General features: G+C 67.0%; 21 protein-coding genes and 1 pseudogene. 11 read left to right on the top strand and 11 right to left on the bottom strand.

The window, feature by feature from the left end:
• The first annotated feature begins 24 nt into the window (after nt 1–24).
• Genes HWX00_RS25590 through HWX00_RS25575 form a run of 4 tightly spaced genes read left to right on the top strand, consistent with a single transcriptional unit; the run spans nt 25 to nt 4,930 of the window.
• Nucleotides 25–1,254: an efflux RND transporter periplasmic adaptor subunit gene (locus HWX00_RS25590; protein ID WP_059556485.1), complete on the top strand. Its 1,230-nt coding sequence runs from the start codon at nt 25–27 to the stop codon at nt 1,252–1,254.
• A gap of 17 nt (nt 1,255–1,271) precedes the next feature.
• Nucleotides 1,272–2,750 carry an efflux transporter outer membrane subunit gene (locus HWX00_RS25585; protein WP_175027985.1) on the top strand — a complete coding sequence of 493 codons (1,479 nt, stop codon included), beginning with the start codon at nt 1,272–1,274 and terminating at the stop codon, nt 2,748–2,750.
• Nucleotides 2,751–2,771: 21 nt separating this feature from the next.
• On the top strand, nt 2,772–3,467 hold the full coding sequence (locus tag HWX00_RS25580; RefSeq protein ID WP_034191481.1) for a heavy metal response regulator transcription factor: 696 nt from the start codon (nt 2,772–2,774) through the stop codon (nt 3,465–3,467).
• Nucleotides 3,464–4,930, top strand: a complete 1,467-nt coding sequence (locus HWX00_RS25575) for a heavy metal sensor histidine kinase (protein WP_175027975.1) — start codon at nt 3,464–3,466, stop codon at nt 4,928–4,930. Before HWX00_RS25580 ends, HWX00_RS25575 begins: the two co-directional genes overlap by 4 nt.
• A gap of 72 nt (nt 4,931–5,002) precedes the next feature.
• Here HWX00_RS25575 and HWX00_RS36965 read toward each other — a convergent pair whose 3' ends face one another.
• The 5 genes and pseudogenes from HWX00_RS36965 to HWX00_RS25555 all read right to left on the bottom strand — a co-directional run bounded on the left by HWX00_RS36965 (nt 5,003) and on the right by HWX00_RS25555 (nt 9,821).
• The gene (locus HWX00_RS36965; RefSeq protein WP_244131193.1) at nt 5,003–5,377 is read right to left on the bottom strand and encodes a helix-turn-helix domain-containing protein; all 375 of its coding nucleotides are present in this window, start codon (nt 5,375–5,377) and stop codon (nt 5,003–5,005) included.
• Between the two features lie 67 nt (nt 5,378–5,444).
• Nucleotides 5,445–6,038 (bottom strand): annotated as a pseudogene (locus tag HWX00_RS36960) (cupin domain-containing protein); the annotation flags it as partial.
• A 150-nt stretch (nt 6,039–6,188) separates the two neighbouring features.
• Entirely contained in the window at nt 6,189–7,715 is a 1,527-nt protein-coding gene (locus HWX00_RS25565; protein ID WP_034191484.1) for an amidase, read from the bottom strand.
• A 55-nt stretch (nt 7,716–7,770) separates the two neighbouring features.
• The gene (gene oxdA, locus HWX00_RS25560; RefSeq protein ID WP_069705332.1) at nt 7,771–8,829 is read right to left on the bottom strand and encodes an aliphatic aldoxime dehydratase; all 1,059 of its coding nucleotides are present in this window, start codon (nt 8,827–8,829) and stop codon (nt 7,771–7,773) included.
• Nucleotides 8,830–8,924: 95 nt separating this feature from the next.
• Nucleotides 8,925–9,821, bottom strand: a complete 897-nt coding sequence (locus HWX00_RS25555) for a transporter (protein WP_034191486.1) — start codon at nt 9,819–9,821, stop codon at nt 8,925–8,927.
• Nucleotides 9,822–10,335: 514 nt separating this feature from the next.
• On the opposite strand from HWX00_RS25555, the gene nthA reads away from it, so the two are divergent.
• The 4 genes from nthA (at nt 10,336) to HWX00_RS25535 (ending at nt 13,664) form a co-directional block, all read left to right on the top strand.
• Entirely contained in the window at nt 10,336–10,935 is a 600-nt protein-coding gene (gene nthA, locus HWX00_RS25550) for a nitrile hydratase subunit alpha (protein ID WP_034191487.1), read from the top strand.
• A gap of 44 nt (nt 10,936–10,979) precedes the next feature.
• Entirely contained in the window at nt 10,980–11,633 is a 654-nt protein-coding gene (gene nthB / locus HWX00_RS25545) for a nitrile hydratase subunit beta (RefSeq protein ID WP_034191488.1), read from the top strand.
• Nucleotides 11,630–12,892, top strand: a complete 1,263-nt coding sequence (locus HWX00_RS25540; protein WP_175027976.1) for a GTP-binding protein — start codon at nt 11,630–11,632, stop codon at nt 12,890–12,892. The genes nthB and HWX00_RS25540 overlap by 4 nt, the downstream gene beginning before the upstream one ends.
• 184 nt (nt 12,893–13,076) lie before the next feature.
• Nucleotides 13,077–13,664 carry a LysE family translocator gene (locus HWX00_RS25535; RefSeq protein ID WP_049031615.1) on the top strand — a complete coding sequence of 196 codons (588 nt, stop codon included), beginning with the start codon at nt 13,077–13,079 and terminating at the stop codon, nt 13,662–13,664.
• Nucleotides 13,665–13,676: 12 nt separating this feature from the next.
• Here HWX00_RS25535 and HWX00_RS25530 read toward each other — a convergent pair whose 3' ends face one another.
• Both HWX00_RS25530 and HWX00_RS25525 read right to left on the bottom strand, forming a co-directional pair.
• The gene (locus tag HWX00_RS25530) at nt 13,677–14,522 is read right to left on the bottom strand and encodes an AraC family transcriptional regulator (protein WP_175027977.1); all 846 of its coding nucleotides are present in this window, start codon (nt 14,520–14,522) and stop codon (nt 13,677–13,679) included.
• 272 nt (nt 14,523–14,794) lie between these two features.
• Nucleotides 14,795–15,352, bottom strand: a complete 558-nt coding sequence (locus HWX00_RS25525) for an inclusion body family protein (protein WP_034191491.1) — start codon at nt 15,350–15,352, stop codon at nt 14,795–14,797.
• A gap of 386 nt (nt 15,353–15,738) precedes the next feature.
• Here HWX00_RS25525 and HWX00_RS25520 point away from each other — a divergent pair, with 386 nt between their 5' ends.
• The 3 genes from HWX00_RS25520 to HWX00_RS25510 all read left to right on the top strand — a co-directional run bounded on the left by HWX00_RS25520 (nt 15,739) and on the right by HWX00_RS25510 (nt 18,245).
• On the top strand, nt 15,739–16,371 hold the full coding sequence (locus HWX00_RS25520) for an AidA/PixA family protein (RefSeq protein ID WP_226193912.1): 633 nt from the start codon (nt 15,739–15,741) through the stop codon (nt 16,369–16,371).
• Nucleotides 16,372–16,491: 120 nt separating this feature from the next.
• Nucleotides 16,492–17,046: an inclusion body family protein gene (locus HWX00_RS25515; protein ID WP_034191493.1), complete on the top strand. Its 555-nt coding sequence runs from the start codon at nt 16,492–16,494 to the stop codon at nt 17,044–17,046.
• 404 nt (nt 17,047–17,450) lie between these two features.
• Nucleotides 17,451–18,245, top strand: a complete 795-nt coding sequence (locus tag HWX00_RS25510) for an SDR family NAD(P)-dependent oxidoreductase (protein WP_175027978.1) — start codon at nt 17,451–17,453, stop codon at nt 18,243–18,245.
• A gap of 27 nt (nt 18,246–18,272) precedes the next feature.
• Here the strand turns inward: HWX00_RS25510 and HWX00_RS25505 are convergent, their stop codons facing one another.
• The 4 genes from HWX00_RS25505 to HWX00_RS25490 form a co-directional block, all read right to left on the bottom strand.
• Nucleotides 18,273–18,647, bottom strand: coding sequence for a hypothetical protein (locus HWX00_RS25505; protein WP_175027979.1), 375 nt, complete (start codon nt 18,645–18,647; stop codon nt 18,273–18,275).
• A 213-nt stretch (nt 18,648–18,860) separates the two neighbouring features.
• Nucleotides 18,861–19,931, bottom strand: coding sequence for an AI-2E family transporter (locus HWX00_RS25500; RefSeq protein WP_034191496.1), 1,071 nt, complete (start codon nt 19,929–19,931; stop codon nt 18,861–18,863).
• A 124-nt stretch (nt 19,932–20,055) separates the two neighbouring features.
• Nucleotides 20,056–21,165, bottom strand: coding sequence for an NADH:flavin oxidoreductase/NADH oxidase (locus tag HWX00_RS25495; RefSeq protein WP_175027980.1), 1,110 nt, complete (start codon nt 21,163–21,165; stop codon nt 20,056–20,058).
• A 141-nt stretch (nt 21,166–21,306) separates the two neighbouring features.
• Nucleotides 21,307–21,993: a type 1 glutamine amidotransferase domain-containing protein gene (locus HWX00_RS25490; protein ID WP_059556477.1), complete on the bottom strand. Its 687-nt coding sequence runs from the start codon at nt 21,991–21,993 to the stop codon at nt 21,307–21,309.
• Nucleotides 21,994–22,208 lie beyond the last annotated feature (215 nt).

Below are 22,208 nucleotides of genomic sequence, written 5' to 3'. Positions count from 1 at the left end.
TACCCGGTTGAATTGGTTGAATTCATGGAAGAGAAACATCACAGCGCCGTCGGCATCCAGGTGGACGAACACGGCATGCATCTGCCGACGCGCACGTCGGTGTCGCGGCGCGGGCGCATCGTCCTGATCGTGATCGGCGTGCTGCTGGCCGCCGGCGCCGCGCGGACGATCGTCGTCAACGTGCTGAACGGCCACCGGCTCGACGCTGTCGCCGAGCAGAACACGCGCCAGTACGTGACCGTCGTGCACCCGGTCGACGCGGCCACCGGCGGCAAGCTGACGCTGCCCGGCACGCTGCGCGGCTTCGTCGAGGCACCGATCTATGCGCGAGCGAGCGGCTACGTGCTGCGCTGGCAGGCCGACATCGGCACGCACGTGAAGCAGGGGCAAACGCTCGCCGAACTCGACACGCCCGAGTTGAACCAGGAACTCGCGCAGGCCACCGCGCAACGCCAGCAGGCGCAGGCCGCGCTCGCGCTCGCGAAGACGTCGTTCGACCGCGCGCAGCAGCTGCGCCAGCGCGATGCCGTGTCGCAGCAGGAACTCGACGACCGGCAAGGCGCGTTCAACCAGGGCACCGCGAACCTCGCCGCGGCCGATGCGAACATGCGCCGGCTCACCGAGCTGAAGGGTTTCCAGCGGATCGCCGCGCCGATCGACGGGATCGTCACGCAGCGCAACGTCGACGTCGGCGATCTCGTCAGTTCCGGCAACGCGGGCCGTGCGCTGTTCACGGTCGTGCAGGCCGACCGGCTGCGCCTGTACGTCCAGGTGCCGCAGGCCTACGCGCAGCAGGTGAAGGTCGGCCAGCACGTGAGCGTCGCGCAGGCCGAGCTGCCGGGCCGGACCTTCGACGGCACGATCACGCGCACGTCCGAGGCGATCGACGTCGCGACGCGCTCGCTGCAGATCGAGATCACGCTGCCGAACCCCGACGGGCGGCTGCTGCCCGGCGCGTACGTGCAGGCCACGCTGCCGATGACGCCGATCGGCCGCCTGCAGGTGCCGGCCAATACGCTGCTGTTCCGCGGCGAAGGCCCGACGGTCGCGACCGTCGATGCGAACGGCCAGGTCCACCTGAAGCAGGTGACGGTCGTGCGCACGATCGGCCAGACGCTCGAGGTCGACGGCCCGCTCACGCCGAACGACCGCCTCGTCGCGAACCCGAGCGACGCGCTCGCGAACGGCGACAAGGTCGTCGTGCAGGCGCCGGCCGCGCAGCCCGCTTCTTCCGTCGCGGGAGCAAAGTCGTGATCGCGTTGCGCGCACGCATGCGGCCCGCGGCGCTCGCCGCCGTCGCGGCGGCAACCGTCCTCGCCGGCTGCACGGTCGGCCCCGACTACCAGCGCCCGGCCGTCGACACGCCGGCCGCATGGCGGCTCGACCCGGCCGACGCGTACTGGCACCCGGCCGCGCCGGCCCGCGCGCCGCTCGACCCCGCGTGGTGGACCGCGTTCGGCGATCCGCAACTCGACGCACTCGAAACCGACGCGCTGCGCAACAACCAGAACCTGAAGGCCGTGGCCGCGCGCTACGACCAGGCGAAAGCGACGCTCGCGTCGGTCGCGTCGGCCCAGTATCCGGCCGTCGGCCTGACCGCGAGCGGCCAGCGCTTCAAGATCTCCGCCGACCGGCCGCAGACCAACTACGCGACGCAAAGCATGTCGACCGTGCAGAACGACGTCCAGGTCGGCGCGGCCGTCAGCTACGAACTCGACCTGTTCGGTCGCGTGCGGCGCAGCGTCGAATCGGCGCAGGCGACCACCGAGCAGGCGCGCGACGATTTCGCGAACGCGCGCCTCGTGCTGAGCGCCGATCTTGCGTCGAGCTATTTCGCGCTGCGCGAGCTCGATACCGAGATCGACGTCGTCAAGCGGTCGATCGACCTGCAGCAGAAGGCGCTCGACTACGTGAGCGCGCGCCACGACCTCGGCGCGGTGTCGGGTCTCGATCTGCTGCAGCAGCGCGCGCAGCTCGACGCGACGCGCACGCAGGCGCAGTTGCTGATCCAGCAGCGCGCGCAGGTCGAAACCGCGATCGCGACGCTGGTCGGCACGCCGGCCCCCGCCTTCTCGCTGCCCCCGCGCGTGGTGCCGATCAACGCGCCCGCGCTGCCGACCGGCATGCCGAGCGACCTGCTGCAGCGGCGGCCCGACGTCGCGTCGGCCGAGCGCGCGATGGCCGCCGCGAACGCGCAGATCGGCGTCGCGCGCGCCGCGTATTTCCCGCGCATCACGCTGTCGCCGGACATCGGCTGGGACGCGACGCGGTTCGCGGGCCTGTTCACCGTGCCGGCGCTGCTGTGGTCGGTCGGCGGGTCGCTCAGCCAGCCGCTGTTCGAAGGCGGCAGGCTGAAGGCCGGCGTCGATTTCGCGCAGGCCGGCTACGTCGCCGCGCAGGCCAGCTACCGGCAAACCGTGCTCACCGCGTTCCAGGAGGTGCAAAATGCGGTCACGGGCCTGTCGGTGCTCGCCGACGCCGCGCAGCAGGCATCGGCGGCCGTCGACGACGCGCGCAAGCTCGTGTCGCTCGCGCAGGACCGCTACGCGGGCGGCCTGACGCCGTTCATCGACGTGCTGACGGCCCAGCAGCAACTCCTGACGAGCGAGCGCCAGGCCGTGCAGATCCAGGGCCAGCGCGCGGCGCTCGTCGTGTTTCTCGCGAAGGCGCTCGGCGGCGGCTGGGACGGCGCCGCGCCGTCCGACGTCGCGGCCGCGGCCCCGCCGCGCGCCGAGAGCGTCGGCCCTTAACCCGATTAGGCGGACAACCTCATGAAAGTCCTGATCGTCGAAGACGAACCGAAAGTCGTCGAATACCTGAAGAGCGGCCTGACCGAGGAAGGCTGGGTCGTCGATACCGCGCTCGACGGCGAGGACGGCGCCTGGAAAGCCGTCGAATTCGACTACGACGTGGTCGTGCTCGACGTGATGCTGCCGAAGCTCGACGGCTTCGGCGTGCTGCGCGCGCTGCGCACGCAGAAGCAGACGCCCGTCATCATGCTGACCGCGCGCGACCGCGTCGACGATCGCGTGCGCGGGCTGCGCGGCGGCGCCGACGACTACCTGACCAAGCCCTTCTCGTTTCTCGAGCTGATCGAACGGCTGCGCGCGCTGACACGCCGCGCGCGCGTGCAGGAGTCGACGCTGATCTCGATCGGCGACCTGCGCGTCGACCTGATCGGCCGCCGCGCGACGCGCGACGGCACGCGGCTCGACCTGACCGCGCAGGAATTCCAGCTGCTCGGCGTGCTGGCCCGGCGCAGCGGCGAGGTGCTGTCGAAGACGACGATCGCCGAACTCGTATGGGACGTGAACTTCGACAGCAACGCGAACGTCGTCGAGACGGCGATCAAGCGGCTGCGCGCGAAGCTCGACGGCCCGTTCGCGGACAAGCTGCTGCACACGATCCGCGGGATGGGCTACGTGCTCGAGGCACGCGAGGACGGCGACACGGAGCGGCGGGCATGAAGCGCTCGATCATCCTGCGGCTCTCGGCGATGTTCGGCATCGTGTCGCTGCTCGTGTTCACGCTGGTCGGCTGCGGGCTGTTCGTGATGATGGAGCGCCAGCTGTTCGCCGAGTTGCGCGCGACGCTCGACACGCGCGCCAAGGTCGCCGCGATGATCGTGTCGCACGCGACCACGGCCGCGCGCGGCCGCCTGATGCAGGAAAAACTCGCCGATCTCGAACCGCCCGACGGTTCGACGCATTATCAGGTCGTCAGCGACAACCCCGCGTTCCGCTTCGGCAGCCCCGTCGACGGCGTGCCGCTCGACCCGCCGTTCGGCGCGTTCCAGCGCTACCAGCTCAACGACAGCAGCTACGCGGTGATGACCAAGACCGTCACGCTGCCCGGCGCCGACGAGCGGCCGACGCTGCAGCTGGTCGTCGCGACCTCGTGCGAACGCACGCAGCGGATGCTGCGCCGCTTCGGCTGGACGCTGGCCGCGCTGATCGCGACAGCGACCGTCATCACGCTGCTGCTGAGCCGCGCGGTCGCGCGCTTCGGGCTCGCGCCGCTCGACCGGCTGTCGCAGGACGCGGCGAGCGTGAGCGCGACGAACCGCCGCCAGCGGCTGCAGACCGACGCGCTGCCCACCGAGCTGCGCGATCTCGCGACATCGTTCAACGGCGCGCTCGAACGGATCCAGCAAACCTACGCGCGACTCGAGGCGTTCAACGCGGATGTCGCACACGAGCTGCGCACGCCGATCAGCATCCTGATCGGCCAGACCCAGGTCGCGCTGACGAGCCGTGACCGCTCGGTCGACCGGATGCGCCAGACGCTGCAGTCGAACCTCGAGGAATTCGAGCGGCTGCGCGTGATCATCAACGACATGCTGTTCCTGTCGCGCAGCGACCGCGGCGAACGCGCGGCCGACCTGAAGGACGTGTCGCTCGCCGACGAGGTGCGGCGCATGCTCGATTTCCTCGAGATCCCGCTCGACGAGGCGCAATTGCACGCCGAACTGCACGGCGATGCGCGCGCGGCCGTCGATCCGTCGCTGTTCCGCCGCGCGATGACGAACCTGCTGATCAACGCGATCCAGCATTCCGCGCCCGGCGCGACGTTACAAGTGACGATCACGCGGCGCGACACGCTCGTCGAGATGGCCGTGTCGAACCCCGGCGAGCCGATCGATCCGGTGCAGCGCTCGCACGTGTTCGAGCGCTTCTACCGGCTCGAGGAAGCACGCGCGAACAGCAAGGAGAACCACGGGCTCGGACTGTCGATCGTCAAGGCCGTGGCCGAGATGCACGGCGGCGGCGTGTTCGTCGCGTGCGCGGGCGGCGTCAATACGTTCGGCTTCTCGGTGTCGACGGAACCCTGCGCGGGCGGACCGCTGCGCGCGGGCGACGCAACCGGTGCAACCGGCGTGGTCGACTCCGCCGATTCGCGGTCGGCGCACGCGCCGCGGGCGCTGCACTGAAGTCGGCCGAGCCTGTCGACGTCCGGCCGCCGCGATCGGCGCTGGCCGGCCACGAACGCGGCCCGGGACGCATTACGCGCGCGGCTTGCCGCTCTGCTCGCGCCACGCCCGCGGCGACATCGCGAACCGCTCGCGAAACACGCGGCTGAAATGCGACATGTCGTTGAATCCCCAGCGCAATGCGACGTCGGACACGCGCAGCGCCGCGCATTGCGGATTCGCGAGATCCTGCGCGCACCGTTCGAGCCGCAGGTTCCACACGTAACGCATCAGCGACGCCTCCTCGGCCTCGAACAGCTTGTTGATGTACCGCGACGAAATCCCGATCGACTGCTCGATCAGCATCGGGTTCAGCTCCGGGTCGTGCAGGTGCTCGAGCACATGCCGCTTCACGCGCGTCAGCGTCAACGCCTTCATCCTCGACTGCGCGAGGTCGTTGCGCTGCATGCCCCCCCAGCGTCATCGCGATCAGCGAGATCGCGGTATCCGACAACTGCCGCATCTCGTCCTCGGTCACGCTGCGGATCTGCGACGACATCTGCTCGAGAAACGCACGCATGACGCTGCCGACGCCGTCCCCGGTTTGCGTCGGGCACGCCGTGCGGTGCTCCATCCCGACGACGAGCTGGTTCAGGGTCGCGCGGGGAATGCTGACGACGATCTCGCGCCACGACTGGCCGAACTGCAGGTGGTGAGGCCGTGTCGCGTCGTAGATCGCGAAATCCCCGGGGTGCAGCGTGACGATCTTGCCGTCCTGCTCGACCGACTGGCTACCCTCGAGCATCAAGACCCCGAAATACTTGTCCTCGTACTCGCTGCGCGCCTGGCGATAACGCCGGATCACGGCCTGCTCGCTCGCGTGGATTTCCGAGATTCGCATCTTTTCGCACTTGCGCTGCCGCACCCGGCCGAAGAAATCGGCTTTCTGCACGGCGGCGATCTGCACGTCCGCGAACAGGCGCAGAATCGTCTCGCGCCAGAATTCGATACGCTGGCTGACCGAGCCGTCGATCGGCACCTCGATGGCCGCGTTCGTCCGTTCGTCCAGCGGGCTGCCGGACGCCGGACCGGGCGCGTCGCCGCTTGCGGCGCGCGGGAGAGGACGCATCGTCATGATCGTGCCCTACAGGGGTTGGCAAACACGCAGCCGATAGCGTGCCCGTTCAAAAGCGCCTTGTCCAATCGATGACCGCGCACGCCGCGTTGCCGGTCGAACCGGCACGCGGCGCGGCGGCCGCGCGCTACCGCGCCGGGCATGTCATGCGTACGTCGTCCGACGCCAGTCGGACGACTGTTCATACGCATACGCCACGCGGTAGAGCGTCGCTTCGTCGAAACGGCGCCCGACCAGTTGCAGCCCGATCGGCAGGTCGTCGGCGACCCCGCACGGCAGCGACATCGCCGGATGCCCGGACACGTCGAACGGCGCGGTATTCGCGAGCATCTCGAACGCCCGCGTCAGCGACTCGGACATCGCGCAACCGGGCGCCGGCAGCTTCGACGCGCGCATCGGCACGGTCGGCATCAGCAATACGTCATACGACTGCAGCGCCGCGTCGTAAGCCGATCGCAAGCGCCGCGCGAGGTTCTGGCTCTTCGCGTAGTAGCGCCCGCGATACCGGCTCGTGAAATATTCGCCGAGCAGCATCGTCACCTTCACGGTATCCGGCAACTCGTCGGCGCGCTCGCGCCAGCCCGCGTGGTGATCGATCATGCCGGTCACGTACAGGCCGCCCCAGTTGAAACCGTGGCTGTTGCCCTTCATCATCTGCTGCGTCGCCCCCTCGGCCGCGATCGGCAGCCAGATCGCGGTGCCGGCCGCATGCAGCGGCACCGACACTTCGTCGACGCGCGCGCCGAGCTTGTGCAACCGGTACGCGGCGGCCCGCACGGCCTCGTCGACCACGTTCTCCGAATTCGCGAGCCCGAACGCCTCGCGCAGGATGCCGATCCGCAGTCCCGCGATGCCGTCGCGGATCGCGCCGAGATAATCGGCGCGCGGCGGCAGCGCCCGCTGGCGCGGATCGAGCCCGTCGTCGCCCGCGATCACGTCGAGCAGCAGCGCGTTGTCGAGCACGTTGCCCGTCATCGGTCCCAGATGATCGACGGTCGCCTCGATCGGCATCGCGCCGGTATACGGCACGAGCCCGTGCGTCGGCTTCATCCCGTAGATGCCGCAATAGGCGGACGGGATCCGGACCGAGCCGCCCTGGTCGCCGCCGAGCGCCATGTCGACCTCGCCGCTCGCAACGAGCGCGCCGCTGCCCGACGACGAGCCGCCGGACGAGTGCCCTGCCTTGCGCGGATTGTGCACCGGCCCCGACGCGCTCGTGTGCGAGCCGCCGGAAAAGCAGTAGTACTCGCAGGTCGACTTGCCGGCGATCGTGCCGCCGGCGTCGAGCACCCGCGTGACGACGGTCGCATCGACGTCGGGCACGTAGCCCTCGAACGTGGTCGAGCCATTGCGCATCGGTACGCCGGCGACGCAGATGTTGTCTTTCACGACCACCGTCTTGCCGCGCAGCTTGCCGTCGGCGGCGCCGTGGATCGTGCTCTTGCGCGCCCACGCGCCGTAACGGTTCTCGTCGCCTTCCGGGCGGTAGCCGGGCGTGCGCGGATACGCGACGACGGGCAGATAGTCGGGCAGCGCGTCGATCGCATCGTAGGCGTCGAAGTTCGCCTGCAGCGCATCGTCGTAGTCGGCGAGTTGGCGGGAATCGAGATGAAAGCCGAAGCCGGCTGCAATATCGGACAGTTGTTCGCGGGTCGGGCGTTTGATGGCCATCGACGTTCTCCAGTTCGGTAAGCGGCACCGCCGGCCCCGGCGGTGCCGGCGGGATTCAGCGGGCGATGGCGACGGCGTCGCGCATCATCCCGGTGCGCGGATGGCAGTTCACGTATTCGTAGACCTGATGCTTCGCGTCGAAGACGGAAACCTCGTGATACAGCCGCAGTTTCGACAACCCGGTGACGACGCGGAAGAAGGTGACGAAGATCCGCAGGTGCGTCGGATGGGATTCGGCCCATCGTTCGAGGCGGTCGAGCGAGCGCCAGTGGCCGATGTTGTAGCTCTCGTCGAGCACGTTGCCGTCGAGATCGATCGAGCGCACGTAGCGGTTGCTGTAGCAGCCGACGTCCGTGCCGTTGTCGCGCAGGAAGTCCATTCCGCTGCGCAGCGTCGGCTCGATCTCCTCGAGATACAGCCGGCGCTCGTCGTGTTCGGCCGCGCGCCAGTCCTGGCCGGAGCGAATCAGCGCGATGTTGTCGTGCGCCAGCACGACCACGCGGCCGCCGCGGGCCGGATCGCCCTCGACGATGCGCAACTCGCCGTCCGCGCGCATCCAGTCCGTCTGCGAGATCGGGAACCGGTCGCGCATCGATCCCCAGTAACCGTGCTCCTCGATCTCGCCGCTGACGCCGTCCATGATCGCGCCGACGCCGGGGAAATCGTTCGTGAATGCGTAGAGCGTCTCGAACTGCTCGGCGCGCGGCGCGACGATTTCCCGGAAGTAGCCGATGCCGTCCGCGAGGCGCGCGTCGGAGGTCCACCATTCGACGAGTGCCGGCGACGCGATCCAGCGCGCATACGCGGCCGGATCGCGCCAGTAGCCGACGGCGATCAGGTTCTCGTAACCCTGGTCGTCGGTGTGTTGCGTCAGATCGAAGTTGTTCGGGCCGTCCTGCACGCCGAAATCGGCGACGATCCGGCGCAACGCGGCCAGCGCCGCCGCGCGCTTGTCGGCGCCGCTGTATTGCACGCCGAAATAGCCCATCACGACCTGGCTCAGGTCTTCGGCGGCCCGGGCGACGTACATCGGGAACGGCGGCTGGTAGTCATCGGCGACGCGGCGCGACAGCGTCCGCGGGCAGACCAGGTGTTTGTCGATGGCGGATTCCATGCATGACCTCTCTGGAAAGGGAATCGGGTGTCGAGGTATCGACGTTGGGGACACGGAGCGACATGCACCGGGCGTATCCCGGCGCATGCGGCCGGTCAGAAGATGTGCGCGTAGCGCAGGCCCGCGAGCACACTGTTCTTCGGGCCGTTGCGCACGCTCAGGTCGGTGCCGAGCTGGATTTGCACCTGATCGGACTTCGTCACGAATTTCGCCGCGGTGAGCCGCAGGCGCGTCGTGCGAAGCGCGTCGTTGTTGTCCGCACCGTCGACGCTCGTTTCACCGCCCCAGAGCTGGGTGATGCCGACCGCGAGCGACGTGCCCGGATCGGGCATGTAACGCACCATCGCCTGTGCGCTGTAGCTCATCCGCTGATGCAGCGTCGCGCCGCTCGCGCCGTACGACGTGTTGTTGCCGTACCAGATCGCGTCGCCGACGAGATCGAGCGCCCACTGCGGCGAAAAGTGCTTGATGTAGGCCGCCTGGAAATCGAGCGACCAGCGGTTGGCGCCGAGATTGAGACCGCGGTTCTGGTCGTAGCTCCCGGTCGGCGCGTAGACGTAGACCGTCGCGGCGACGACGTCCTTCGCGTCGTTGAGGCGGAATTTCAACGGCGCGGTCAGGATCACGTCGCCGACACCGTTCGTACTGCCAAGCGCGCCGGCGTTGCCGAAGCTGCTGATGTGACCGAACGGCAGCAACACCTGCGGATCGATCGTGAGCCTGTCGGTGAGCTGGAACACGTGCAGCAGGCGGGCGATGCCGACATTCGACTGCAGGTCGAAATCCGACGTCCGGTGGCCGTTCGCGTAGTACGCGTTCGTCGCGGAATAGTTGTAGTACAGCACGCCGATCGTCGCGCCGGCCGGATACTGCTCGTAGTCGCCGGGATCGACCTCGACCGCGCCCGCGTAATGCGATGCGACGGCGATCAGCGACAAACCGATCCAGCGCGCGATTCGCTTCAGTTTCATTCTGTTGACGTTGTCCATCATGCTCCTCACCTGGTTGCGCAGACACCGCCACGCTCGACGCACGACGAACGGGAACCGTCGCCGGATGGTGGAATCGCGGGGGTGCTGGCTGACTGTTGTTCCGCCGGTCCATCGGGGATGCCGGCGATTCGCGACATCGAACGGCCGTCGCTTGAGGATGAGAATAGGAAGGCAAAATCCGCAGTTCTGTTTTCCGGCGGAACAAGAAATTGGCTGTGGCGGACCTGCGCTTCCGATGTCATGCAGCGGTCGCAAAACGTGCGCCGGCTGCCACGGTTTTCGTGTCGGGTGCCCCGCCCATTGCCGTCCATCGCCGTGCATCCGTGCGCGCCGGCCCCACGCCGCGCCACGGGGCCGTCTCAGCATAGTTTCCGATCCGTGCCGGCAAAGAACCGTGCTTTTTCTCTTCTTACCCTGCTCGTCGAGCGTGACCGACACCACGCGGCCACCCCCGCCAGGGCCGTCCCGACGCCGTGGCGGCGGTCAACCCGAACCACCACAAGGAGCCCCCACGATGAGTACGACCCCTTCCGCGGAAACGGTCTCGACGCCCGGCGAACGTGCCTGGGCGCTGTTTCGCGTGATGAAAGAGAAGAACCTGATTCCCGACGGCTATATCGAAGGCCTGACCGAGCTGATGTCCACGACCTGGGATCCGGCCAACGGCGCGCGCATCGTCGCGCGTGCGTGGGTCGACCCGGCGTTTCGCGAACTGCTGCTGAAGGACGGCACGGCCGCATGCGCGCAATTCGGCTACACCGGCCCGCAGGGCGAATACATCGTCGCGCTCGAAGACACGCCCACGCTGAAGAACGTGATCGTCTGCAGCCTGTGCTCATGCACGAACTGGCCGGTCCTCGGGCTGCCGCCCGAGTGGTACAAGGGCTTCGAATATCGTGCGCGACTCGTCCGCGAGGGCCGCACTGTGCTGCGCGAACTCGGCACCGACCTGCCCGACGACGTCGTCGTGAAGGTCTGGGATACGACCGCCGAAACCCGCTATCTCGTGCTGCCCGTGCGGCCGGCCGGCAGCGAGCAGATGAGCGAGGAACAACTGCGCACGCTCGTCACGAAGGACGTGCTGATCGGCGTCGCGCTGCCGCGCGCGCACTGACTCGCCCCCCGTTTCGCTTTCGTCCTTCATCTCGGAGATCACATATGGACGGCTTTCACGACCTCGGCGGCTTCCAGGGTTTCGGCCCGGTGCCGCATACGATCAACAGTCTCGGCTACAAGCCGGTCTTCAAGGAAGACTGGGAACATCTCGCGTACAGCCTGATGTTCGTCGGCGTGGACCAACTGAAAAAATTCAGCGTCGACGAGGTACGTCACGCGGTCGAACGCATCGATGTACGCCAGCATGTCGGCACGCGCTACTACGAGCGCTACGTGATCGCGACGGCGACATTGCTCGTCGAAACCGGCGTGCTCACGCAGGATGAACTCGACCGCGCGCTCGGTTCGCATTTCCGGCTCGCGAACCCGCCGACATCCGGCGGCCGCGCGGCTCCGCCCGACTCGACGCGGTTCGAGGTCGGCGAGCGTGTCGTCGTTCGCGACGAATACGTCAGCGGACACATCCGCGCGCCGGGCTACGTTCGCGGCAAGGAAGGCGTCGTGCTGCACCGGACGACCGAATCGTGGCCCTTCCCGGACGCGATCGGCCACGGCGACACCGGCGCCGCGCATCAGCCGACCTACCATGTCGAGTTCCGCGTGAAGGATCTGTGGGGCGACGCCGCCGACGACGGCTACGTCGTGGTCGACCTGTTCGAAGGCTACCTGGATCGCGCGTCCGGGCCAAGCGCATGACGACGCCGGGGACGCCAGGCGCGCCGGCCGCCCCCGGCCCGAGGATTCCGGTCACCGTGCTGTCCGGCTTCCTCGGCGCCGGGAAAACGACGTTGCTGAACCACATCCTGCGCAATCGCGCAGGACTGAAGGTCGCCGTGATCGTCAACGACATGAGCGAAGTGAACATCGACGCCGACGACGTGCGGCGCAACGTCGAGCTGCATCGAGGCGAGGACGAACTGGTCGAGATGAGCAACGGCTGCATCTGCTGCACGCTGCGCGCCGACCTGCTCGAGCAGATCAGCACGCTCGCGCGGCAGCGCCGCTTCGATTATCTGCTGATCGAATCGACCGGCATCTCGGAGCCGATGCCGGTCGCGGAGACGTTTGCGTTTCTCGATCGGGACGGTTTCAGCCTGAGCGAGCTGGCACGGCTGGACACGCTCGTCACGGTGGTCGACGGCGAGACGTTCGAGGACATGATCGCGTCGGCCGAACCGGTCGCGCACGACGCGGCGCTCGCGAACGACGGCCATTCCGGCCCGCCGCGCAAGCTGTCGGACCTGCTGCTCGAGCAAGTCGAATACGCGAACGTGATCCTCGTGAGCCGTCTCGACCGGATCGGCCATGCGGGTTTCGACCGGCTGCGCGCGATGCTTGCGTCGCTGAATCCGGCTGCGCGAATCCTGCCGATGCAGCACGGCAAGGTCGATCCGTCGGACGTGCTGGATACCCGGCGCTTCGATCTGCCGGCGCTGGTCGAATCGCCGGGATGGATGCAGCGCATGCAGATCGACGAACGTCCGTCGGAATCGGATGCGTACGGGATCGCGTCGTGGACCTATCGCGAACGTGCGCCGTTTCATCCGGCGCGCCTGCTCGCCTGGCTGCGTCGTCCGTGGGACAACGGCCGGCTGCTGCGCTGCAAGGGTTATGTCTGGGCTGCGCACCGGTATACCGACATCGCCATGCTGGTGCAGACGGGCGGCGCGTTCCAGTGGGGTTACGTCGGGCGATGGTGGCGATTCATCCCGCAGTCGGACTGGCCGCTCGACGACTATCGCCGCGACGGCGTGCTGAAGAAATGGGAGGAGCCGGCAGGGGATTGTCGGCAGGAAATCGTGTTCATCGGGCAGTCGGTCGATCACGACCGGTTGCGTCGCGAACTCGATGCGTGCCTGCTGACGGTCGAGGAAATCGACGCGGGCCCGGAATCGTGGCTGCGGCTTCCGGAAGCGGACGTGTTCGACGCGCTCGCGGCGGCCGCCCGTCCGTGACGTGAGACGCGATGCCTTCGGTTGCAACACCTGCGTCCAACGACTTTCGAGCGCCGGTGAGCGCTGTGCCCGGTTCGGCGTTACCCGAATCCCGGCAGCGCCGCCGAGGGCAGTTTTCTTCAATACCGGCACGCGCGGCTTCTTTAGTCTCGATGCGACTTTGACATTCGCATGGAGGCAATCAATGAGCATGCTGGTTTCGATGGCCGCGTTCGCGCTGGCGTCCTCGATCACGCCCGGTCCCGTCAACATCGTCGCGCTCAGCGCGGGCGCGCGCCACGGTCTCGGCGCAAGCCTGCGGTATGCGGCCGGCGCGACGCTCGGCTTCGTCGCGCTGTTCCTGCTGATCGGCCTCGGGCTGCACGCCGCGCTCGCGCGCTGGCCGATGCTGACGACGGCCACGCAGTGGTCGGGAATCGCGTTCCTGCTCTACCTGGCGCTGCGGCTCGCGCTCGACGACGGCCGGCTGTCGGCCGACCCGGACGTGGCCGGCCCGTCGGCGGCGGCCGGCGCCGCGATGCAGTGGCTCAATCCGAAGGCATGGCTCGCGTGCGTGGCCGCGATGGGCGCGTACGCGGCCGATGGCGACCGTGCACAGGTCTGGCAATTCGCCGCGCTGTATCTGGTGATCTGCTTCGCGTCGATCGCCTGCTGGGCGTACGCGGGCGCGTCGCTGCGGCACCGGCTCGCGAACGCGCGGCGCATGCGCGTGTTCAACCGGTTGATGGCGCTGCTGCTCGCGGGCAGCGCGCTGTTCCTGCTGGACGTGTAGCCGCGCCGCCGGTCAGCGCATCGCGCTGCGGTACTGTCCGGGCGTCGCGGCCGCGATGCGCCGGAACGCGCGCTGGAAATGGGCCTGGTCGGCAAAACCGGCGTCGAGCGCGACTTCGGCGATCGGCCGGCCGCGGCGCAGCTCGGTACGGCCGTACTGGACACGGCGATCGATCAGGAACGCGTGCGGCGTCATCCCGTAGCGCGCGTTGAACGCGCGGATCAGGTACGACGGCGACAGGTCGGCGGCCGCGCAGATCGCATCGAGCGTCACGCCCTCGCGGCAATGTGCCGCGATGTAGTCGGCCGCGCGCGCGAGCTTGGCGTTGTCGTCGCCCGGCCGCGGGTCGGGCGGCTCGCGATCGAGCGCGCCGTGCAGTTGCGTGAAGAATTCGACCGCCGCGCTTTCCTTGCCGAGCGGATCGACGGCAGGCGCCACGAGCGTGCGATAGAAACCGCCAAATTGCGCGAACAGGTCGCCCCGTTCCGTCAATTTCGGCGAAAACCCGCGAAAATCGCCATTCGGATCACGGCCCAGCGCATGCTGCAGCCGTGTGAGCCACGGCACGTCGACATAGACCATCCGGTACGCCCACGCGTCGGGGCCGTACGGGTTGCACGCATGCACCTGTTCCGGATCGATGATGACGAGCACGCCGCGCCCGACGTGCGCGCGCGTCGCGCCGTTCACGTAGGTGCTCGTGCCGCCGACGATCGCGCCCACCGAAAACGTGTCGTGCGTATGTTTCGCGTAACAGATCTCGCGGCCGTCGTCGACGGTGCGCGCTTCGATGAACGGCAGCGCCGCATCGCGCCAGAACGGCGACGGATCGATGGATCGGTTGGCGGTACGGCTCACGCGGCGGGCTCCCGGTTCGGACGGCGAACGCTCACCGTACAAGACTGTGCGGCGCCGCGCAACCTGCGCCCGCCTGCAGGATTCGCGGCGGCAAACAAAAACGAACGGGCTGCCGTCAAACGTGCATTGTGCCCACGGAAATTCCCGTGGGCACAACCCTGCCTCAGCCGACGCCTCGACACTGACGAAGACACGGCTCCCACATGCCCGCGCTTCGCCCGGTGTCGACACGCATTTCCCGTTGCCCCCGCGCTCGAGTCGAGTGGATGAGGTCAGGCCGGAACGTAGATCTTCGGATCCCACCAGTAGTAGCCGAACAGTTCCTGCTTCTGCCCGCCGACGAGCTTGTAAAGCGCGAAGCAAACGCCGAAATACTCGGTGCCGCTGTTCCTGACCGACGAGTCGAAGGTCGCGAACGTGAGCTGCTTCTGCTTGGCCGGGAGGCCATTTCGGGTATGCGATTCCGGATCGGGTTCCACCGCACCGTTGCGGACGACCGTGTTGCAGTTGAACTGGTTGAACACCTGATCACCCTTGTAGTGCTTGATGTCGTAGATGATCACGGCGTCGTCGGAGTTGTCGTAGATCGACACGCCGGTGAACATGATGCGGTCACGCGGGTAGGCGGTGATTTCCAGGTCGGCCGTACCCTGCCCCTTGATGCCGCGCGCGCCGGTGCAAATCATGAACTGGCCATTGTGAGCGATGCCCGTCGGACTGCCCGGGTTCTGGCTCGGAGTCGGGTACGTTCTCTTGACCCATTCCGTGTCGATAACCACGATGATGTTGATGTCCTGCGCGCTTGATGCAAGGGTGACTTCGGAAGCCATGGTTAACCTCCAATCATTCAACGTTGGCAATTGAAATCCGACGACACGTCATTAGTGCGTCACGATCAATATCCTTATTTTGACCGGAACAATCAATTACAACCAATTACACGATAACGATCATTGCAGCCCACAATCAATAATCCAATTTCCGGTAGCAGGAAAATCACAAAAATCAATTACAGCCAATTACACAAGTCGAAGCGCACCCGCGCCCTGCTCACAAACAATATCGCGCGAACACGTAATGGAAGGATCACACCATCCCCGCCAGCACGTTGATTCCACGACCTCGCCAGAACCACCTCCCGCCCCTAAATAAATAAAATACGCGCTACTAAAATAGATCCCCCATCAAACCTGACAGGTACAAAGATGAATATAAATTGACGATACTGAAAGAGCGCATCGCCGATGCGCCATTCGCACCAAACGGGCAATTGACCTACCACGGAGGCATTCCAATGAAAGTCGACCTGGACAGCATCAACCTGGAAAAGACCGCTCAATTCATTCACATTCTTGCGGTTATCGACACGCATTATGTCAAGGCACATTATCCCAACCCGAGCAGGAACGCATCCGCCCCGACGGCCATCACCAGCAATGCCGCGTTCATGCTCAGCAGCCGCCTGCCGGGCGTGAGCAGTTCGGAAGGAACGGGAACGCTGGGCCTGAAGCTGCAGGTTCACGACAGCGTATCCCTGATGGGGACGTCGCTGTCCGACATCTCGGGCGATGCGGCGGTGATCTACGACGTGCGGCACTTCTCGGGGGATCGGGTCTTCAGCCGGTTTGCCGTGCACAACATCGTCGAGGCCGACGCACCGAGCGCCGCGGAGACGCCCGACGTCATCGCGATCTCGGCGCAATCCCAGGCGTTTCAAAGCCTCAATGCCGTAGCAGGTTCTTCCGGATCCGAGAACCTCGGTGCGTGTTTTGCACTTTATACGCGGGATCAAAACAAGAAGACGTTGTTCGGCTACTTCTTCTGGACCTGGCAAGCCACCGCCAGTTGAGGCAAGCGCCCCGGCCACTCGCTCCGAAGCCGGACGGAGGCGATCCAGCCGGCAAGTCTTGCACGGCGCCTGACCGGGCGCCGCCCCTTTCCGCGACAGAACTCGAATGGAGCACCACGTATGACAGCCGATCTTGGAAGCATCAATCTCGACCCGACCGCGCAGCAAATCGACATCCTGGCCGTAATCGACACGGAATACATCAAGACGAGGTACCCGAATCCGAGCAAGCAGCCCGGGGCACCGACCGCCATCGACCATCGCGCCGTACGCCTGCTTTACACCGGGGCACGCGGTGGGGCGATCGGAAATGGCGCCGCTGAATCACGTCTGACGCTGTTACCGGGCGACACCGTTTCACTCAGGGCGGTGTCCCTCTATGGGAACGCGGACGAGGCCGTGCTCGTTTATCAGGTTTCGCACCTCTTCGGCCAGCAGGTTTTCAACCAGTTCACGCAGGACTTCCTTGAAGTGACGGCCGTGCAGCTGAACCCTGAAACGTCCGACGGCCTGCCGCCGCTGAAGAAGTCGCACACTTTCGTCAGCATCGGTGCCAAGGCACGAACGAGCGGGATAGAAACGCTTGGCGCCTGCTTCGGACTCTATACGCTGGAACGAAGTACACAGGAGCTGGTGGGATATTACTGGTGGGACTGGTTCGTCATGTGCTCGTGATATTTGCCTGCCATTGGCGTGCTTCGCAAAGGCTGCGAGCAAGGGGCACAAGACGGACCGGCGGCATCCGCGACATCCGCCAGCGTCGGCTGTGGCGCCGATCCATCCGCACCGGATGCACACATGCCGCCATCGCAGCCCGCAAACGCGTCATTGGCGGGGTTCCCCGCGGGCGAAGCACGCGCGCGATCCCGGTCTCGCGCTCAGCCAACCTGAGCCGACCGGGATCTCGCGCACCCGCGACTCACGAACGGGCAGCGCTTCACGTCCGCATCCGGAGTGTGTGCGTCAACGCCGCCGCCCCACGGGCGGGATGGCCTGTTGCTCGAAATTCTCCTAAGCTTTGAGTTTCGTCCGCCGCGGCACACGCGGCGGTTCCCGTTCACTCCTCTCCCGTCACGCTCATGCACATCGATCTGAAAGGCAAGACCGCGGTCGTCACCGCTTCCACCGCCGGCATCGGGCTCGCGATCGCCGAAGGGCTCGCGCGCGCCGATGCGCGCGTCGTCGTCAACGGCCGCAGCGACGCGTCGGTGCAATCGGCGCTCGCGCAACTGCGCGCGGCAGTGCCCGGCGCAAGCTTCGAGGGCGTCGCCGCCGACCTGTCCGACGCAGCCGGCGTCGCGCGCATCACGCAGCACACGCCCGAGGCCGACATCCTCGTCAACAATGCGGGCATCTACGGCCTGAAGGCGTTCTTCGAGATCGACGACGCCGAGTGGGAACATTACTTCCAGATGAACGTGATGTCCGGCGTGCGGCTCGCACGGCATTACCTGAAGGGGATGATCGAACGCAATGCCGGGCGCGTCGTGTTCATTTCGTCGGAATCGGGCCTGAACATCCCGGTCGACATGATTCATTACGGGTTCACGAAAACCGCGCAACTGTCGATCGCGCGCGGCCTCGCGAAGCTCGCCGCCGGCACCAGCGTCACCGTCAATTCGGTGCTGCCGGGGCCGACGATGTCGGACGGCGTGCGCGCGATGCTGAAGGAAACGGCCGACGCATCCGGCCGCAGCGTCGACGACGTGGCCGTGGAGTTCGTGCGCAATCACCGCTCGAGCTCGATCATCCAGCGGCCCGCGACGCCCGAGGAAGTCGCGAACCTGGTGGTCTACGTGTGCTCGCCGCAGGCTTCGGCGACGACCGGCGCCGCGCTGCGTGTCGATGGCGGCGTGGTCGATACGATTGCGTAACGGCCGGCGCCCGCGGGCCGCCGCGCACTAGCGCGAAGCGGCCTTGCCCGGCTGGAGCGCGCCCTTGCGATCGGCGTCCATGCAGGTGTCGAAGCCGTGCTGCGTGACGACGCCGGCCTTGTCGAACACGACGAAGTACGTCCGGTGATCGTTGCCGTGCTCGATGAAGTAGTTGTAGCAGACGCCGCTGCCGTTGCGGACCATCCAGACGCTGCGCGGGTTGCCGGCCGCGCGGACGACATCGGCGCGCGTCGCGCCGTGCCGCGACGCGGCCCGCGCAAGCGGCGTGCGCGAATACGAGAACGGCAGCCACGCGTCGAACCAGGCGCAACCGTGCAACATCAGGCAGCCTGCGGCCAGAGACAGCATCGCTGCGGGACGGGACATCGGAATCAATCGCATGCTTGGGGAAAATCTGCTGCGCCATGCCGGCGTGATCGAAAGCCCCATGCTACTCGACCTTTGGGTCCGGATCGAAAAGAAATGTAGAGATCTTTATACAAATCCCTGCAGGTCATGCCCGCGCGCAAGCCCGGTCGTTGCGGCCCGCGCATGCTTGTACGCGCATCGAACCCGCCGCGCCGATGCGTCAAATCGGCACAACGTCGCGCATCGTCACGCGATCCACTCGGCCCACAGCATCGTCAGCACCGTCATCAGCGCGGGGCCGACGAACAGCCCGATCAGGCCGAACGTCTCGGCGCCGCCGAGGATGCCGAACAGCACCAGCAGGAATGGCAGCCGCGTCGAGCCGCCGATCAGCACCGGCCGCACGAAATGCTCGGCGACGAACACGACGACGAAACCGAGCACGGCCACCACGACGGCCCACACCGTCGCACCCTGCACGAACAACCAGAGCGCCGCGCCGCAGAACACGATCGGCGCGCAGAACGGCAGCATCGCGGCAATCGCCGTGACGAGGCCGAGCAGCGCCGCGTGCGGGACGCCGGCCAACGCATACGCGATGCCGAGCAGCGCACCCTCGCCGAGCCCGACGACGACGAGCCCCGTCACGGTGCCGTACACGGCCTTGACCATCCGGTCGATCAGTTCCGCGCCGTTGTGCCCGAACGCGCGCCGCGCGCCCTGCAGCAATGCGCCCGACAGCTTGTGGCCCGCGCGCAGGATCACGAACAGCGTGACGAGCATGAAGCCGAATTCGAGCAGCACATGCGCGACCTTCGTGCCGAACTGCCGCCCGTACGCGAGGAATTTCTCGCTGCTGACGCCGTGCATCGCGCTGGCCGCATGCAGCGGATGGCCGAGATTGGCCTGCCACCATTCGGTGATCTGCGCCGAGCCGTAAGGCAGCCGGCTGACGACGTCCGGCAACGGAATGCCGCTGTCCTGGACCGACTTCAACCACTCGCGCAGGTCGTGCGCCTGCCCGATCGCCTGGATGGTCGCGACCGCGACCGGCAGCACGACGAGCAACGAGATCGCGGCCGTGATGACGGTCGCGATCAGCGTCGGCCGGTCACGGAACAGCCGATGCGATTCGAAGCGTTTGAGCAGCGGCCACATCGCGATGGCGATCACGCAGGCCCATGCGATGGCGGGAATGAAGTCGCGGATGATCCACAGCGCGAGCACCAGCAGCGCCGCATACAGCACGACGCGGGCAATCTGCTGCGCGCGCGGCCGTGCGGCGGAATCGGGAGACGACGGGACATGTGCGCCCATGGCACCTCTGTCGAAATGAAAAATGGCGGTTCGCGCAGGCAACCGGCCTGCATGAACCGCCATTCTATCCATCGGCGCCGGATCGGCGACGCGCAATATGCGCGCGCCGTGTCGTGAAGGCGGCTCAGGCCGCCTTGTCGGCGATCCGGTAACGCTCGAGCCAGTGCGCGTACGGCGCGGGCAGCGTCCACGACGGACGCTCGACGCCGAGCTGCTTGGCCGCGTAGTACGGCCAGTGCGGATCGGCCAGATGCGCGCGGCCGACCATCACGAGATCGAGCTGCGCGTCGGCCACCACGCGGTTCGCCAGTTGCGGCGTGTCGATCCCCCATGCGGACGACACCGGCAGCCCGGCCTCGCGGCGCACGCGCTCGGCGATCGGCGCGAGGAACGCCGGGCCCCATGGAATCTGCGCGGCGGGTGTCGAGAAGCCGACCGACACGCTCAGCATGTCGAGCCCTTCCCGCTTCATCCGCTGCGTGAGCGCGATCGACTCGGCAAGCGTCTCTTCGTCACGGCCGTCGTATTCGATCACGCCAAGGCGCGCGGTCAACGGCAGGTGCTCGGGCCAGACCTTGCGCACGGCCGCGAGCGTGTCGACGAGGAAGCGGCCGCGATTCTCCGCCGAGCCGCCATATTCGTCGGTGCGGTGGTTCGAATGCACCGAGAAGAAGCTCTGGCCCAGGTAACCGTGCGCGAAGTGCAGTTCGAGCCACTCGAAGCCGAGATCGCGCGCACGCTTCGCCGATGCGACGAAATCGGCCTGCACGCGGACGATATCGTCGTGCGTCATTTCACGCGGCACTTTCGGCAGGTGCGCGCCGAACGGCACGGCCGACGGTGCGATGGTCTGCCAGCCGCGCGGATCGCCGTCGGCGATATGGTCGTCGCCTTCCCACGGACGGTTCGCGCTCGCCTTGCGGCCCGCATGCGCGATCTGGATGCCGGGTACCGAGCCGGCCGCCTTGATCGCCGCGACGGACGGCGCGAACGCTTCGGCCTGCGCATCGTTCCACAGCCCCGCGCAGCCCGGCGTGATGCGCCCTTCCGGGGACACGGCCGTCGCCTCCGCGATCACGAGACCCGCGCCGCCGCGCGCGATGCCGGCCAGATGCACGTGATGCCAGTCGTTGACGACGCCGTCTTCGGCGACGTACTGGCACATCGGCGGCACCGCGATACGGTTGCGCAGCGTGACATCCTTGAGTTTGAACGGTTCGAACAGGGCAGACATCCACGACTCCTTTGCTTGGTTCTGCAAAACGACAGGGAACGCGCCGCGCGATGCGCACGGCGGAACGATACGGGCCGTCGGCGGGCCGGCCGTGCCCGGCGACGAAACGGGAACGGCGCCGGACCGGCCGGCGCCATGCGGTCAGCGGCGGCCGAGCTTGGCGAGCAATGCCTCGGCAGCGGGCGCCGACGACGCGGGGTTCTGCCCCGTGATCAGCAGCCCGTCGGTGACGACGTGCGGCGCCCAGTCGGCGCTGCGCTCGAATTCCGCGCCGTTGGTCTTCAGCATGTCCTCGACGAGGAACGGCACGACTTCCGTCAGTTCGACGGCGGCTTCCTCGCTGTTGGTGAAACCCGTCGCGCGCTTGCCGCGCACCACCGATTCGCCGGTCTGCGGGTTCTTCACGTGGCGCAACACGCCCGGCGCGTGGCAGACGGCCGCGACCGGCTTGCCGGCGGCGAGCGCGCGCTCGATCAGGCCGATCGAATGCAGATCCTCGGCGAGATCCCACAGCGGGCCGTGGCCGCCCGGGTAGAACACGGCGTCGTAGTCGTCCACCGACACGTCGGTCAGCTTGTGCGTCGACGCGAGCTGCGCCTTGGCTGCCGCATCGGCGTCGAAGCGGCGCGTGGCGTCGGTCTGCGCGGACGGATCGCTGCTTTTCGGGTCGAGCGGCGGCTGGCCGCCCTTCGGCGATGCGAGCGTCAGTTCGACGCCCGCATCCTTGAACGCGTAGTACGGCGCGGCCAGTTCCTCGAGCCAGAAGCCGGTCTTCTTGCCGGTGTCGCCGAGCGTGTCGTGCGAGGTCAGGACAACCAGAATCTTCATGATCGGACACTCCTTCGAAAATGAACGGGGGAACAGGGCCGCGCAACCGGCGATGGCCGGTCGGCGCGGTACGCCTGTCGGTTAGTCAGCGCTGGCGCGTCATCGTGCGATCGATCGCGCCGAATACCACGCCTCTATTAGACCAGTCGTCTAGAAATGAGCCAAATAAAACGACGGCGTCTCGCCGCATGGACAGCATCGCAGCACGAAATGGC

It is taken from the genome of Burkholderia seminalis DSM 23518 (assembly GCF_902832885.1).
Lineage (GTDB): Bacteria > Pseudomonadota > Gammaproteobacteria > Burkholderiales > Burkholderiaceae > Burkholderia > Burkholderia seminalis.
The sequence above is the reverse complement of the archived record's forward strand: the minus strand, read 5'-3'. Positions and strand labels throughout refer to the sequence as shown.

Bases quoted from the DNA above. Each gene is read 5' to 3' on its own strand.
- HWX00_RS25590 (WP_059556485.1), top strand. From the start codon at position 25: ATGGAAGAGAAACATCACAGCGCCGTCGGCATCCAGGTGGACGAACAC.
- HWX00_RS25585 (WP_175027985.1), top strand. From the start codon at position 1,272: ATGCGGCCCGCGGCGCTCGCCGCCGTCGCGGCGGCAACCGTCCTCGCC.
- HWX00_RS25580 (WP_034191481.1), top strand. From the start codon at position 2,772: ATGAAAGTCCTGATCGTCGAAGACGAACCGAAAGTCGTCGAATACCTG.
- HWX00_RS25575 (WP_175027975.1), top strand. From the start codon at position 3,464: ATGAAGCGCTCGATCATCCTGCGGCTCTCGGCGATGTTCGGCATCGTG.
- HWX00_RS36965 (WP_244131193.1), bottom strand. From the start codon at position 5,377: ATGCAGCGCAACGACCTCGCGCAGTCGAGGATGAAGGCGTTGACGCTG.
- HWX00_RS25565 (WP_034191484.1), bottom strand. From the start codon at position 7,715: ATGGCCATCAAACGCCCGACCCGCGAACAACTGTCCGATATTGCAGCC.
- oxdA (WP_069705332.1), bottom strand. From the start codon at position 8,829: ATGGAATCCGCCATCGACAAACACCTGGTCTGCCCGCGGACGCTGTCG.
- HWX00_RS25555 (WP_034191486.1), bottom strand. From the start codon at position 9,821: ATGATGGACAACGTCAACAGAATGAAACTGAAGCGAATCGCGCGCTGG.
- nthA (WP_034191487.1), top strand. From the start codon at position 10,336: ATGAGTACGACCCCTTCCGCGGAAACGGTCTCGACGCCCGGCGAACGT.
- nthB (WP_034191488.1), top strand. From the start codon at position 10,980: ATGGACGGCTTTCACGACCTCGGCGGCTTCCAGGGTTTCGGCCCGGTG.
- HWX00_RS25540 (WP_175027976.1), top strand. From the start codon at position 11,630: ATGACGACGCCGGGGACGCCAGGCGCGCCGGCCGCCCCCGGCCCGAGG.
- HWX00_RS25535 (WP_049031615.1), top strand. From the start codon at position 13,077: ATGAGCATGCTGGTTTCGATGGCCGCGTTCGCGCTGGCGTCCTCGATC.
- HWX00_RS25525 (WP_034191491.1), bottom strand. From the start codon at position 15,352: ATGGCTTCCGAAGTCACCCTTGCATCAAGCGCGCAGGACATCAACATC.
- HWX00_RS25515 (WP_034191493.1), top strand. From the start codon at position 16,492: ATGACAGCCGATCTTGGAAGCATCAATCTCGACCCGACCGCGCAGCAA.
- HWX00_RS25510 (WP_175027978.1), top strand. From the start codon at position 17,451: ATGCACATCGATCTGAAAGGCAAGACCGCGGTCGTCACCGCTTCCACC.
- HWX00_RS25505 (WP_175027979.1), bottom strand. From the start codon at position 18,647: ATGCGATTGATTCCGATGTCCCGTCCCGCAGCGATGCTGTCTCTGGCC.
- HWX00_RS25500 (WP_034191496.1), bottom strand. From the start codon at position 19,931: ATGGGCGCACATGTCCCGTCGTCTCCCGATTCCGCCGCACGGCCGCGC.
- HWX00_RS25495 (WP_175027980.1), bottom strand. From the start codon at position 21,165: ATGTCTGCCCTGTTCGAACCGTTCAAACTCAAGGATGTCACGCTGCGC.
- HWX00_RS25490 (WP_059556477.1), bottom strand. From the start codon at position 21,993: ATGAAGATTCTGGTTGTCCTGACCTCGCACGACACGCTCGGCGACACC.